The organism is Moraxella sp., assembly GCF_024227015.1.
Taxonomy (GTDB): Bacteria; Pseudomonadota; Gammaproteobacteria; order Pseudomonadales; family Moraxellaceae; genus Moraxella.
In genome coordinates this window covers 1-13600 of the sequence record NZ_JAAELD010000007.1, presented here as the reverse complement: position 1 = coordinate 13600, position 13600 = coordinate 1, and the positions used below count along the sequence as shown (strand labels likewise).

Here is a 13600-nt window from a genome sequence, read left to right as displayed (position 1 = left end):
TTCGCCTAGGATACCGTGCTTGGTGCCTAGTAGGTAGTGAAGCATATATTCATGCCCCTTGCCCGATGAGCCAAGCAGATTTGACCGCCAGATGAATAGGTTTCTTGGGAAGTTGGCAGGATTGTCAGGCGACTCAGCAGCAAAACGCACATTACCATTTGCCAAATTATCCACAACATAGCTCTCGATGTCCTGCCCTGATGACTTGGCAAGACGACCAAGCTCCAAGGGGTTCATATTAAGCTGTGGGGCGGACGGTAGCCAGCCTGCACGCTCGGCTCGCACGTTGTAGTCAAGCATATGCTCAGGAAACTCTGATTTATCAGCGTGTGGCGATAGAATCTCATGAGCCGAGACTTTTTCGTGTCGCCATTGGCTTGAATGATTATAAAAGAAGCTCGTGCCATTCATGTGGCGTGGCGGTCTGTGCCAGTCTAGGGCAAAGGCAACAGGAGCCCAGCCTGTCTGCGGTCTTAGTTTTTCTTGACCGACATAGTGAGCCCAACCGCCCCCTGTCTGACCGATACAGCCACACAGCATAAGCATATTGATAACGCCACGGTAGTTCATGTCCATGTGATACCAGTGGTTCATGCCTGCCCCGATGATGACCATCGATTTGCCATGAGTCTTGTCGGCATTGTCGGCAAATTCACGTGCGATTTGAATGACTTTTTCACGGCTTACGCCTGTGATTTTCTCTTGCCAAGCAGGGGTACCTGCCACGGTGTCATCATTATAATCATCAGTTACGTGCTGACCGCCCACGCCATTGTCCACGCCAAGATTGGCAAGCATTAAATCAAACACTGTTACCACTTTGACTGTTTCGCCATTGGCTAGTGTAAGCGTTTTGCAAGGCACATTTTTGTACTGGATATTATCCCCTTCGGCGGCGGTAAAGTAAGGATGTTCATCACCGCCAAAGTAGTCCATGCCAACCGTTGCCGTCTCGCCTGAGCCTTTTAGGGTCAAGGTCAAATCGACATCTGTGTTGTTTGTACCTTCTTTGTTCTCCAAGTTCCAACGACCGCTCTCGCCCCAACGGTAGCCAATCGCCCCATAAGGCGACACCAGCTCGCCATTATTATTGATGGCGATGGTTTTCCACTCGGGGTTATTGTCTTGACCTAGATTGTCCACCAAGTCAGACGCACGAAGGAACCGCCCTGCTCGTGCCGATTGCCCTTCGCCTTCGACCATGACCAGCATGGGCAAATCGGTGTAGCGTTTGGCATAGTCGGTAAAGTAGGCACTCGGGTTTTTTAGATAAAATTCTTTGATAATCACATGACAAAACGCCTGAGCCAACGCTGCATCTGTGCCTTGTTTTGGGTTTAGCCATAGGTCGCACAGCTTGGCAATCTCGGCATAGTCAGGGGTGATGGCGACAGTTTTTGTGCCTTTATAACGCACTTCGGTAAAAAAGTGAGCGTCAGGGGTACGGGTCTGCGGTACGTTTGACCCCCATGCGATGATGTAGTCAGAGTTGTACCAGTCGGCAGCTTCTGGCACGTCTGTCTGCTCACCCCAAGTCATCGGAGATGCAGGTGGCAAATCGCAATACCAATCATAAAACGACAAACACACCCCACCGATAAGCGACAAATAGCGAGAGCCAGCGGCATAGCTAATCATACTCATGGCAGGAATGGGTGAGAAGCCAATGATACGGTCAGGACCAAAGGTCTTGGCGGTGTAGATATTGGCGGCGGCGATGATTTCCACTACTTCATTCCATGACGAGCGAACAAAGCCCCCCATGCCTCGCTTGGATTTGTACTGCTCGGTCTTGGCTGGGTCAGTTACGATACTTGCCCATGCGTCCACAGGGTTTTTGTGGGTCGCCTTGGCTTCACGCCAAAGTTTTAGCAAGGGTTTACGCACTTTGGGGTATTTGACACGGTTGGCAGAATACATATACCAACTATAAGACGCACCACGGGGACAGCCACGAGGTTCGTGGTTGGGCAGGTCTGGGCGAGTGCGTGGGTAGTCGGTTTGCTGAGTCTCCCACGTTACCAGTCCGTTTTTGACATAGATTTTCCATGAGCATGAGCCTGTACAGTTCACGCCATGAGTTGAGCGGACGACTTTGTCAAACTGCCAACGACTGCGGTAGCTGTTCTCCCAATCACGGTTTTCATCACGAATCTCGCCGTGTCCGTCAGCGTATTCGCCCGTTTTTTTCTTAAAAAAACGGAATTGGTCTAATAAATGGCTCATAAATCCCCCTTGTGGGTTGGCTAAACTTAAAAAGTTTTTGGCTAAATTGATGAGCTTACTATAAAGGAAACCACCAAATTAAGGTATTAACTTGACGGCTAGGGGGGATAATACCAAGGGGGTAGGTATAGGTTTTTGGTCAATTTGCGGGCTTGATATTTATCAATTCATCAGCCAAATCAAACCATAATAAACAAAAAAACAGCCCACTAAGGACTGTTTTTATTAATTTAAACTTAAAAAACTAACTTAGAATGGAATGTCATCATCTTCAACATTTGATGCCGCAGGCTTGGCCGCAGGTGGTGCAGATTCTGCTTTTGGTGCTGCAGATGGCGCGCCAAATGAGTTATTAGTCGCCATGTTGTTCTGAGTTGGTCTGGGCGACTGAGCAGGAGTTTGACCAGCAAAGCCGTTTTGAACTTGCGCGTTCGGGTTTTGACCGAAGTTACCACCTTGGTGACCGCCAAAGCCATCTTGACCGCCCTGATTATAATCATTAAAACCTTGACCCTGCTGATAGCCTTGGTTTTGATTAAAACCGCGGTTCTGGTTATTGCCCCATTGTTGGTTGTTCTGGTTTTGATAACCACCAAAATTATTGCCGTAATTATTGCCGCCTTGGTTGCCATAACCGCCGCCCTGCTCATTGTTCGAGCTTAGCATGCGCATCTCTGAAGCGCGGATCTCAGTGCTGTAGCGCTCGATGCCTTGTTGGTCGGTGTATTTACGGGTCTGTAGGCTGCCTTCGATATATACCATGCTGCCTTTACGCAGATATTGAGCGGCGATCTCGCCCAAACGATTAAATAAACTGATGCGATGCCATTCGGTCTGTTCTTTGCGCTCGCCGGTGTTCTTATCCGTCCAGCGCTCTGATGTCGCTACCGAAATGTTGGTAACGCCGCCACCGTTTTGGAATTGACGTACTTCAGGATCATTACCCAGACGACCTACAATAATTACTTTATTTACGCTACTCATAATAAACTCATTCACTCATTTAATTAAATTTCCGTACAGACCGCTCTTGTTATCACATTAAGTCTGTGTGCCTACTTTAACCAATTTTATTAAAAATAGCAAAAAGTATTTTGTAAGCCAAATAAAAAACCATCCACACAATGGATGGCTTTTTATCACTTTTTTAGTCCATATTTAGCATCGGACGCAGAAATCTTCCGGTGTGCGACTTTTCGTCTTGTGCCACTTGTTCGGGCGTGCCTGTGGCGACAATCTCGCCCCCACCCGAGCCACCTTCATAACCCAAATCGACGATATGGTCAGCGGTCTTGATGACGTCTAGGTTATGCTCAATGACCACCACCGTGTTGCCCTTATCACGCAAGGCGTGCAAGATGTCAAGCAGTTTGGCAATGTCTTCAAAATGCAAGCCTGTGGTCGGCTCATCTAGGATATAAAGCGTTTGCCCTGTGTCTCGTTTGGCAAGCTCTTTGGCGAGCTTAACTCGCTGTGCTTCGCCCCCTGACAATGTCGTGGCGGATTGCCCAAGCTGAATGTAGCCCAAGCCCACCTGCATAAGAGCTTCTAATTTGCGATGAATGGCAGGAATAGCCTCAAAAAACGCCAAGGCATCCTCTACCGTCATGGCAAGCACGTCCGAGATAGATTTGCCCTTGTAGTGGACTTCTAGGGTCTCACGGTTGTAGCGACTGCCTGCACAGACATCGCACGGCACATACATATCGGGCAAAAAGTGCATTTCCACCTTTATCATGCCGTCCCCTTGACAGGCTTCACAGCGACCGCCCTTGACGTTAAAGCTAAACCGCCCTGCCTTATAGCCCCTTGCCCGAGCTTCGGGGGTCTGGGTAAATAGGTCTCTGATGAGCGTAAACACGCCCGTATAAGTGGCAGGGTTGGAGCGTGGCGTGCGACCGATTGGCGACTGGTCTATGTCCACCATTTTATCAAGGTGTTCAAGCCCTGTGATTTTGTCATACGGCTCAGGCACAAGCGTGGTTGCGTTATTTAGGTGCGTGGCAGACAGTGGCATGAGCGTGCGGTTGATGAGCGTGGATTTACCCGAACCCGACACGCCTGTGATACAGGTCATGACACCGATTGGGATTTGCAGATTGACATTTTTTAAATTATTGCCCTTTGCTCCGTCTAGGCGGATATATAGGGGTTCGGTAATGGTTTTTTTGCCTTTTTTAATCTCGCCTGTTTTGGCACTGTGGCGGATTTTTGGGATTTCAATGCGTTTTTTGCCGGATAAATATTGCCCTGTTAATGAGTTGTCATTCTTGGCAATCTCATCTGCCGTCCCTGTGGCAATCACACGCCCCCCATGCACGCCTGCCCCCACGCCAATGTCAATGATGTGGTCGGCGGTGCGAATGGCGTCTTCGTCATGCTCCACGACAATAACGGTATTGCCCAGGTCTCGTAGGTGAGTCAGCGTAGATAACAAGCGGTCATTGTCTCGTTGGTGCAAGCCAATGGACGGCTCATCAAGCACATACATGACCCCCATAAGCCCCGCTCCGATTTGGCTGGCTAGGCGGATACGCTGGGCTTCCCCACCCGATAACGTCTCGGCAGAGCGGGCAAGGGTTAGGTATTCTAAACCCACTTTGGTCAAAAAGCCCAAACGTTCACGGATTTCTTTAAAAATCTTATCCGCCACTTCGCCTTTGTGTCCGCCGATGTGCAGGTTTTCATAATATTCCCACGCTTGCCCTATCGGCAGGGCAATGATGTCGCCCACGCCCCGTCCGTCCACTTTGACGTTACGGGCGATGTCGTTTAGGCGAACGCCATTACAGACATTACAAGTGGTATCAGATAAATATTGGGCAAGCTCATCTCGCACGATGTTGCTTGTGGTGCTGTGATAACGGCGTTCTAGGTACGGTAAAATCCCTTCAAATGGCACGGTTTTGGTTGTTTTACGCCCACGCTCATCGGTAAAATTAAAGGTCAGTTTTTCTTTGCCCGAGCCGTTTAAAATGATAGTTTGCTCTTTTTTGGTTAAGTCTTGCCACGGCTTATCCATGTCAATGCCAAAATGCGTGCAAACGGTTGTCAATAGCCCAAAATAATACGCATGGCGTTTGTCCCAACCGTGTATCGCCCCCTGATTTAAGGACTTGGCAGGTTCGGTAACGATACGTTCGGCGGAGAAATACTGGCGTTTGCCAAGCCCATCACAAGACGGACACGCCCCAGCAGGATTGTTAAAGCTAAACAGGCGTGGCTCCAACTCACTCACCGCCCTATCGCAGGCAGGACAAGAGTGCTTGGCGGACAGCACGGTCTCGCTCTCATCATCCATGTTGTGCAAAATGGCAATGTCCGAGCCTAGCCGTAACGTGGTCTCCAAACTCTCCGCCACTCGATTACCCAAATCATCTCGCACCTTAAATCTATCCACCACCACGTCTATGGTGTGTTTATGCGTTTTGGCAAGGGTTGGCAACTCGTCCATGTCATAGACCACCCCGTCAATGCGAACTTTGGTAAAGCCCTGTGCTTGTAAGCTCTCCAATAGGGCAATATGCTCGCCCTTACGCTCACGCACGACAGGGGCAAGAAGCATGAGCCGTGTGCCGTCAGGCTTGGCAAGAATGTCGTCCACCATTTCGCTCACCGTTTGGGCGACCATCGGCAGACCGTGTTCGGGGCAATGGGGCGTGCCGACACGAGCAAACAGTAAACGCAGATAATCATACACTTCGGTAATCGTGCCGACTGTGGAGCGGGGGTTGTGGTTGGTGGATTTTTGTTCAATGGCAATGGCAGGAGATAAGCCTTCAATGCTATCCACGTCAGGCTTTTCCATTTGACTTAGAAATTGGCGAGCATAAGCAGACAGGCTCTCCACATAACGCCTTTGCCCTTCGGCGTAGAGCGTATCAAAAGCCAGCGATGATTTGCCCGAACCTGACAAACCCGTGATTACGACCAACTTGTCTCGCGGAATATCCACGTTGATGTCTTTTAGGTTGTGGGTTTTTGCCCCTTTGATACTGATGTATTCGTGTGCCATGATGTGCCTTTATTATTGTTAAAAAAATATTAAATTCCTAGCTATATGGGGTTAAAAATCCTTAATTTAAAGCGAATTTTAAGTATAATATCCATAAATTTTTTGACTTAACCACATGACCACAGCTCCTACCATTCGCGCCTTTCTTGGCGGCTCATTCGACCCTGTCCATCTGTCACATCTACAGATGGCGACACACGTGCATCAGACGCTTAGCCAATTCATCCAGAATGATCCACATGGTCGATTTGCTAAGATTGATGTCTGTCTACTGCCCACCGCAGGCAACCCCTTTAAGGACAAACCCACGGCAGATGCTCATCGCCTCGAGATGCTACGCCTAGCCACCCAAGGCACGCCTATTAATATCGACACGCACGAGCTGGCTCAGACACCGCCCGTCTATACCATCGATACCGTCCGCCATCTACGCCAAATTTACCCCAATGATCGGCTGATTTTTATCATGGGACAAGACAGCCTGCACGCCCTACCTACTTGGAAAGACGGCGATGAGATTTTGGATTTTGTGAATATTTGGGCATTCATGCGCGGTGATTTTGAGCCTGTCGGTGATTTGTCCACTCAAGTATTAGAAAATTTAACGGATGATTTGGGTGAATTTTTGTCCCAAAACGGCAGAATCTATCAAGACAACACGCCCATCACCGCCATGTCATCATCCATGGTTCGTAAGCTATTGGCAGATCGCGATCCAAAGGCAAGGCAGTTTTTGACAAAAAGCGTGCTGGATTATATTGACAAACACGCCATTTATGCCTAAATTATGCTATAATAATCAGTTATTCAACACGAAAGTCGATTAAACACATGACCAACAAACAAAACACTCAAAACCTAAGCCTAGATGAGCAAATCAAACTTGCCACCGAAGCTCTGGATGACCTAAAAGCCAAAGAAATCACCGTGATGACGGTCGAGCATTTGACTGAAGTTGCCGAGCGCATCGTCATCGCTAACGCCACCTCAAAACGCCACGTTAAAGCGCTTGCTGACAAGCTCGGCGCCGCTGCCAAAGAAGCAGGTCTGATGCCACTGGGCCGTGAAGGCGATAAAGACAGCGACTGGACGTTGGTGGACTTGGGCGCGGTTGTGGTGCACATCATGACCCCGCAGGCTCGCGAATTCTATGACCTAGAAGGTCTTTGGTCATCACCAGAAGCCCTGCAAGCTTTGGCTGTCCAAAAAGCATAATTCATACACCCTAAACCGCCCTAACTCACTAGGGCGGTTTTTTATTTACCGAAAATCTTTTATAATAAGTGATTTAAAATTTGGAAAATGACACGCATGGATTTGGACGACCTTATCAGCTTTGACCGCACCCACCTTTGGCACCCTTATGCCAGTTTGCCCCCCACTTATGCCAATCATCTTATCAGTCATGCCGATGGTGTACGCCTATATATGGCAGATGGCACGGCACTCATTGATGGTATGTCCTCATGGTGGGCAAGCATTCACGGCTATAATCACCCCACCCTAAATCAGGCGGTGATGGCACAAATTGGCAAAATGAGTCATGTGATGTTTGGTGGGCTGACCCACACGCCTGCCATCAAGCTTGGTCAAAGACTGCTTGGCATTACGCCCAAAAACTTAACCAAAATATTCTATGCCGACAGTGGCAGTGTGGCGGTAGAAGTCGCCCTAAAAATGGCATTACAATACCAATTGGCAAGGGGTTTGCCCCACAAAAACGCCTTTGGTAGCACACACTCAGGCTATCATGGTGATACTTGGCACGCCATGAGCGTCTGCGACCCCATAAACAGTATGCACGCCATCTATGGCAAACAGCTTCCTGTGCAGTATTTTTTACCCTCGCCACCGATGGGCTTTGATGCGCCCCTTGATGAGACGACACGCCGACAGATGGACGACTTTTTTGGGCGGTATCATGACAAATTGGCAGGCTTTATCATTGAGCCAATCGTACAGGGAGCAGGGGGCATGCGGTTTTATTCGCCTGAATATCTGTTGCATTTGCACGCCCTTTGTCAGTATTATGACGTGCTACTGATTTGTGATGAGATAGCCACAGGCTTTGGGCGAAGTGGGGCGATGTTTGCGGTCAATCATGCAGGTATTTGCCCTGACATCATGACGCTTGGCAAGGCATTGACAGGCGGTTATATGAGCTTTGGGGCAACCATGACCACCGATAAAGTGGCAAATACCATTCATGACAGCCCCTACCCTGCTCTCATGCATGGCCCGACCTTTATGGGTAATCCCTTAGCGTGTGCGGTGGCGTGTAAGAGCATTGATATGGTACTGGCTATGGATAGCCCAACTGTCGCTCGTGGTATGCAGGATAAACTCTCCGCCCACCTGTCGCCATTAACATCATGGCAACAAGTGGCGGACGTACGAGTGCTTGGGGCGATAGGCGTGATTGAGATGAAAGAGCCGATAACTATGCCCGTTTTTCAGGCACTGTTGCCAAAATACGGCATTTGGGTGCGACCCTTTGGCAAACTTGTGTATCTAATGCCAGCGTATGTGATGAGCGATGAAGAGCTAGGGGAGTTGTGTGGTGGGCTTATTAGGCTTTTAAAAGAGTATTTTCAAGGAAACACGCCATGACCACCCTATTCATCACAGGCATAGACACCGACATCGGCAAGACGTACGCCACGGGCATTTTGGCTCGCCACTTGCTGTCATCTGGCAAATCGGTCATCACCCAAAAGCTGATACAGACAGGCGTTACCGCACCGATAGCCGATGACATCAGAACCCATCGCACTCTCATGAATGTGCCACTCATGGACGTGGACACAGACGGCACGACTTGCCCCCTGACCTTTGTCAAGCCTGCCAGTCCCCACCTATCGGCACGCCTAGAAAACCGTACGATAAATCTAGACGACATCACGCACGCCACCGACAAGCTGAACGAACGCTTTAACATCGTGCTACTAGAAGGGGCAGGCGGTGTGCTTGTACCGATAAATGACCATATCTTGACACTAGATTATATCGCCACGCACGACTATCCTGTGATTGTGGTTACATCGGCTCGCTTAGGTAGCATCAATCACACCCTACTGACCTTAGAGGCGATACACGCTCGGGGGCTTAGACTCTTTGCGGTGGTGTTTAATCATCATTTTGATACTGATGGCGACATCAGTGCCGATACGCTAAACTTTTTGCAAAACCATGTGAGAGAAAATTACCCCACCGCCTTATTTTTGCGACTTGATGGCGGGCAAATCATGGCATTTGATAAAGTGGCGGATAGGTTTTAGACAATCTTATAATACCACTCATGCCCCACCCCAAAACCAATCTCCATAAGGCTTGATAGTATCCGCCCTGTCAGCCCCCACACCACTTCGGGTATACCGTCATCATCGCAGTCATAGACCCATGCAGGGGTATGCATTTTGGCGGTACTATTCGTGATTTGGCGGTCAAAGACAAAATCCACAGGCGTGCCATATAGCACATCAAAGGGTAGCCAAAACAGCCGAGCTATCTCGTCCTCGCTGGGGACGAGCTTATCCACCACCTCCGCCCCCACACAGGCGACTACAGGACGAACCAGTAAGCCCTTTTTGGAAATCTGCATCGGCAAATACCCCAAAATCTGGGCGTCCGCTCCAACAAGCCCCACCTCTTCGCACGCTTCACGCAGGGCAACTTCTGCCGAGCTTTTGTCCGTGTCATCTCGTTTACCACCGACCAAGGACACTTCCCCTGCATGGCTACTAAGACGATTTGACCGCCTTGTCAAAAGTAGCTTTGGCGTAGGTTCGTCCGTGATAACGATAAGCACACACGCCTGCGGGGGTGGGCTGTCATTTAATAATTTTTGATAATGCTTTATCGCACCCTCACGCACCAGCCCCGTCAAAAGCTCGTTGTTATCCGTATAAGGCAAAATATCCACGCCCTGATAGTCCGCTAGGGCTTGGGCGAGCGTATAAAAGCGGTGCGATATTGGTAAATTTACCGTTTGTTTATCTATAAATACGCTGTCTTTATCATTCATAAAATCATTTGTCATTTTGCTTATTTTCATTTAAACTGACCCTATTTACCCTATCATATCATCATGTCCTTTTGCTTACAATGCGGTCACCCCGCCACCCACACCATACCAGACGGCGACACTCGTCTACGCCTAGTCTGCACGTCCTGCGGTTATATTCATTACGAGAATCCAAAGATGATTTGCGGCGTGCTTGCCTTACATCAAGGCAAAATCCTACTGTGTCGCCGAGCCATTGAGCCACGCTATGGGCTATGGACGCTGCCAGCGGGCTTTATGGAAAATGGCGAAACCATGGCGGACGGCGCAAAACGTGAAACGGTCGAAGAAGCCGAGGGCATGGCAATTGGTTTGAAACTATACGCCCTATTTGACCTGCCAAACTTAGGGCAGATTCACGCCATGTATCTTGCCAACTTACAAGACGGTAAATTTGGCGTTGGTAGTGAAAGCTTAGAATGCGGACTATTTTCCCCTGATGAAATAGACATGGAAAATTTGGCGTTTGAGACGGTCAAGCAGACCATTGAGCATTATTTGGCAGATAAAGCAGCATTGGAAAAATTAGGCAAAGACAGTGATGACTTTAGCAATTATCCCCTGCATGAGATCTGTATTGACACCCACCTTGTAAAATAAATAAAAACCACAGAATCACTCCTGTGGTTTTTATTTTTAGACGATGCCTCTTGATTTTAATAAGGCCGTGACATCAGGCTTCCTACCCATAAATCTCTCAAATAGCGCCATCGGCTCATCCGACCCACCTTGGGACAAGATGGCATCCACAAAATCTTGCCCTGTCTTGCGGTTGAATAGCCCTTCTTTTTCAAATCGGGTAAAGCCATCACTGGCAAGCACCTCAGACCATAGGTAGCTATAATAGCCCGCCGAATAGCCACCTGAGAAAATATGATTAAAACTATGCCCCGTACGAATCCACTCAGGGTCATTCATCACAGAGATATTCTGACGAATGTCCTCGCGAATTCTTGCAATCGCGCCGTGATCGCCCGCCTGATATTCAGAATGTAACCTAAAATCAAACAAGCCAAATTCAAGCTGACGAATGATATTGGTCGCTGACTGATAATTCTTAGCTTCAAGCATCTTGTCAATGATGTCTGTTGACAGTGATTCACCCGTTTGGTAATGCTTAGAAATAAGCGCAAGCGTATCCACATCCCACGTCCAATTCTCAAGCATCTGACTGGGAAATTCCACCGCATCCCACGCCACGCCATTAATGCCTGACACCGCCTGCACATCAACCTTAGTCAGCATGTGATGCAGCCCATGCCCGAACTCATGGAACAAGGTCTCCACTTCGCCATGCAACAGTAGCGCCGGCTTATCATCGCTGGCACCGCCAAAATTACATACAAGCATCGAGACTGGCAGCTGGATCTCGCCATCGCTCGTCTTATAACGCCCAATCACACTGCTGTGCCAAGCGCCACTTCGCTTATTCTCACGCGCAAATAAATCCAAATAAAAAGACGCGATGTGCTTGCCACCCTTGAATAATTCAAAGAATCTTACATCGTCATGGATGACAGGCACGCCCGTCTTTTCACGCACACGAACGCCAAACAGACGCTCGGTCAGCTCAAACATACCCAACAGCACCTGATCAACAGGGAAATATACTCTTAGCGCCTCCTTGTCAATGCTGTAGCGTTCTTGTTTTAACTTCTCAGACAGATAAGCAAAATCCCAAGGCATTAGCGTGTCAGATTCTGCCAACAGGCCATTTTGTTTGGCGTATGCTTCTAATTCTTTGACTTCTGCTTTAGATTTGTCGTGTGTTTTTGCCAATAAATCATTTAAGAACTCTAACACTTGTGCTGGGCCTTCTGCCATTTTTTTGGCAAGCGAATATTCGGCATGTGAATTAAATCCTAAAAGCTTGGCGCGCTCCAGCCTTAGTTCTGCCAGCTCATTCATGATGGATGTATTGTCCCACTTGCCAGCATTAGGTCCTTGATCGGATGCGCGAGTGCGATACGCCTCGAACATTTGTCGTCTTAATGCTCGATCATCAGCATAGGTAACGATGGCGGCATAGCTTGGATAGTCGAGTCCGAAGCGATAACCTGCAACGCCCTTAGATTCAGCTGCTTTCTTAGCACTTGCCAAGGCGATGTCGCTAAGCCCTGCCAGTCTTGATTCATCATCAATGACAATCTCAAAACCCATCTCAGCATCCAGCACATTATTGCCAAACTGCGTGCCAAGCTCCGACAACCTGGCGGAGATTTTGGCATAACGCTCAGCAGCCTCACCCTCTAACGTCACGCCCGACAACTTAAAATCAAGCAGCGCATTATCAATCGCCTTTTTTTGAGCTTTGGAATAAGAGGCGTACTCTTTGCCCTGTTTTAGCTTATTAAAGGCCTCATAAAGTGGTCGATACATCCCAAACCACGTATCAAACTCTGTCAGGCTTTGCTTAGCTTCATTAAATACAGCACGCAGCGCATCAGAATTTTTTAGCGAATGCAGCTGACTGACCGCCGACCATGCACGTTCAAGCTTATTCTGCGCGTCTTCTAGTGGCGCATAGAAATTCTGCCAAGTGATGACGTCTTGCGCTGTTAATGTCTTAACGGCGTTGGTGTTATATTCAATCAGATAGTTAATGGCAGGCTTGATGTGCTCAGGAGTGATCTTTGTAAAATCAGGCAAATTATCAAAGTTCAATAAAGGATTGCCCTGCAATGACTCACTTAGCACAAGTGGTACAGAATTAGCCATGCCAAACTTAGGCAAACTCATGGCAAGTGCAGTCCCCAGTCCGAACTGCAAAAAACGACGGCGCTCCATAAACTCTCCTTATTAATATCATTGAGTGAATCTGGTTAGCTTATGCAAACTTCACCATCAAGTCAAGCCATTAATAAAAACACCGCCCATCATAGGCGGTGCGACATGCTACAAAGCATTATATACCACGGCAGTTGGCGTAGTAAGTTACGCTAGCAGGCCAATCCGAAAAGATGCCCTTAACCCCAACCTCTTTATGCAGCACATCAATCAATTTATACATGTCACCATCGTTATTCGTGATGTCATGTATGCCTGTATAGTACCAGCCACCGCCAGATGATAGCGGATATGAACGCTCAACCGTCCATGTCACAAGCCCAAAACCATGCGCCTTGGCCTGTCTGGCAAATTCGCTCATCTGCAGCTCACCGCCTTTATTGGTGACCAACATCCATGTGGCAGTCGCAAGATTTTGAATGCCTTTTTGTTTTAATTCTGCTAAATCATATTTCCAAGTGGCGGGATTTTGCGGATCGAAATTCTTGCCGTCTTTGGCGCTATTGGCA

General features: G+C 48.4%; 10 protein-coding genes and 1 pseudogene. 5 read left to right on the top strand and 6 right to left on the bottom strand.

Going from position 1 to position 13600, the window contains the following annotated elements; genetic code table 11:
* From GY683_RS00140 to uvrA, 3 genes are all read right to left on the bottom strand, one after another.
* Nucleotides 1-2226 (bottom strand): nitrate reductase subunit alpha (locus tag GY683_RS00140; protein WP_297286829.1); only part of this gene is annotated, 2226 nt, incomplete at its 3' end.
* A 249-nt stretch (nt 2227-2475) separates the two neighbouring features.
* Nucleotides 2476-3210, bottom strand: a complete 735-nt coding sequence (locus GY683_RS00135) for a single-stranded DNA-binding protein (RefSeq protein WP_297286828.1) — start codon at nt 3208-3210, stop codon at nt 2476-2478.
* Nucleotides 3211-3373: 163 nt separating this feature from the next.
* A complete protein-coding gene (uvrA, locus tag GY683_RS00130; protein WP_297286827.1) occupies nt 3374-6241 on the bottom strand; it encodes an excinuclease ABC subunit UvrA in 2868 nt (955 codons plus the stop codon).
* 115 nt (nt 6242-6356) lie between these two features.
* Here uvrA and nadD point away from each other — a divergent pair, with 115 nt between their 5' ends.
* The 4 genes from nadD to bioD all read left to right on the top strand — a co-directional run bounded on the left by nadD (nt 6357) and on the right by bioD (nt 9519).
* Nucleotides 6357-7025, top strand: a complete 669-nt coding sequence (gene nadD / locus GY683_RS00125) for a nicotinate (nicotinamide) nucleotide adenylyltransferase (RefSeq protein WP_297286826.1) — start codon at nt 6357-6359, stop codon at nt 7023-7025.
* Between the two features lie 47 nt (nt 7026-7072).
* Complete coding sequence (gene rsfS / locus GY683_RS00120; RefSeq protein WP_297286825.1) at nt 7073-7456, top strand: ribosome silencing factor; 384 nt, start codon at nt 7073-7075, stop codon at nt 7454-7456.
* A gap of 87 nt (nt 7457-7543) precedes the next feature.
* Nucleotides 7544-8851 (top strand): adenosylmethionine--8-amino-7-oxononanoate transaminase, encoded by a 1308-nt coding sequence (gene bioA, locus GY683_RS00115; RefSeq protein WP_297286824.1) that lies wholly within the window; start codon nt 7544-7546, stop codon nt 8849-8851.
* Complete coding sequence (gene bioD / locus GY683_RS00110) at nt 8848-9519, top strand: dethiobiotin synthase (RefSeq protein ID WP_297286823.1); 672 nt, start codon at nt 8848-8850, stop codon at nt 9517-9519. Before bioA ends, bioD begins: the two co-directional genes overlap by 4 nt.
* Here bioD and GY683_RS00105 read toward each other — a convergent pair.
* Nucleotides 9516-10280 carry a CoA pyrophosphatase gene (locus GY683_RS00105; RefSeq protein ID WP_297286822.1) on the bottom strand — a complete coding sequence of 255 codons (765 nt, stop codon included), beginning with the start codon at nt 10278-10280 and terminating at the stop codon, nt 9516-9518. The genes bioD and GY683_RS00105 overlap by 4 nt on opposite strands.
* 48 nt (nt 10281-10328) lie before the next feature.
* On the opposite strand from GY683_RS00105, the gene GY683_RS00100 reads away from it, so the two are divergent.
* Nucleotides 10329-10904 (top strand): NUDIX hydrolase, encoded by a 576-nt coding sequence (locus GY683_RS00100; protein WP_297286821.1) that lies wholly within the window; start codon nt 10329-10331, stop codon nt 10902-10904.
* Between the two features lie 36 nt (nt 10905-10940).
* Here GY683_RS00100 and GY683_RS00095 read toward each other — a convergent pair whose 3' ends face one another.
* Together GY683_RS00095 and GY683_RS00090 are read right to left on the bottom strand one after the other, a co-directional pair.
* The gene (locus tag GY683_RS00095) at nt 10941-13091 is read right to left on the bottom strand and encodes a M3 family metallopeptidase (RefSeq protein WP_297286820.1); all 2151 of its coding nucleotides are present in this window, start codon (nt 13089-13091) and stop codon (nt 10941-10943) included.
* 118 nt (nt 13092-13209) lie between these two features.
* Nucleotides 13210-13600 (bottom strand): annotated as a pseudogene (locus GY683_RS00090) (glycerophosphodiester phosphodiesterase); the annotation flags it as partial.

What these genes read in the sequence shown, in the direction of transcription:
- nadD (WP_297286826.1), top strand. Translation starts at nt 6,357, where the DNA reads ATGACCACAGCTCCTACCATTCGCGCCTTTCTTGGCGGCTCATTCGAC.
- uvrA (WP_297286827.1), bottom strand. Translation starts at nt 6,241, where the DNA reads ATGGCACACGAATACATCAGTATCAAAGGGGCAAAAACCCACAACCTA.
- GY683_RS00095 (WP_297286820.1), bottom strand. Translation starts at nt 13,091, where the DNA reads ATGGAGCGCCGTCGTTTTTTGCAGTTCGGACTGGGGACTGCACTTGCC.
- bioD (WP_297286823.1), top strand. Translation starts at nt 8,848, where the DNA reads ATGACCACCCTATTCATCACAGGCATAGACACCGACATCGGCAAGACG.
- GY683_RS00135 (WP_297286828.1), bottom strand. Translation starts at nt 3,210, where the DNA reads ATGAGTAGCGTAAATAAAGTAATTATTGTAGGTCGTCTGGGTAATGAT.
- GY683_RS00105 (WP_297286822.1), bottom strand. Translation starts at nt 10,280, where the DNA reads ATGACAAATGATTTTATGAATGATAAAGACAGCGTATTTATAGATAAA.
- GY683_RS00100 (WP_297286821.1), top strand. Translation starts at nt 10,329, where the DNA reads ATGTCCTTTTGCTTACAATGCGGTCACCCCGCCACCCACACCATACCA.
- rsfS (WP_297286825.1), top strand. Translation starts at nt 7,073, where the DNA reads ATGACCAACAAACAAAACACTCAAAACCTAAGCCTAGATGAGCAAATC.
- bioA (WP_297286824.1), top strand. Translation starts at nt 7,544, where the DNA reads ATGACACGCATGGATTTGGACGACCTTATCAGCTTTGACCGCACCCAC.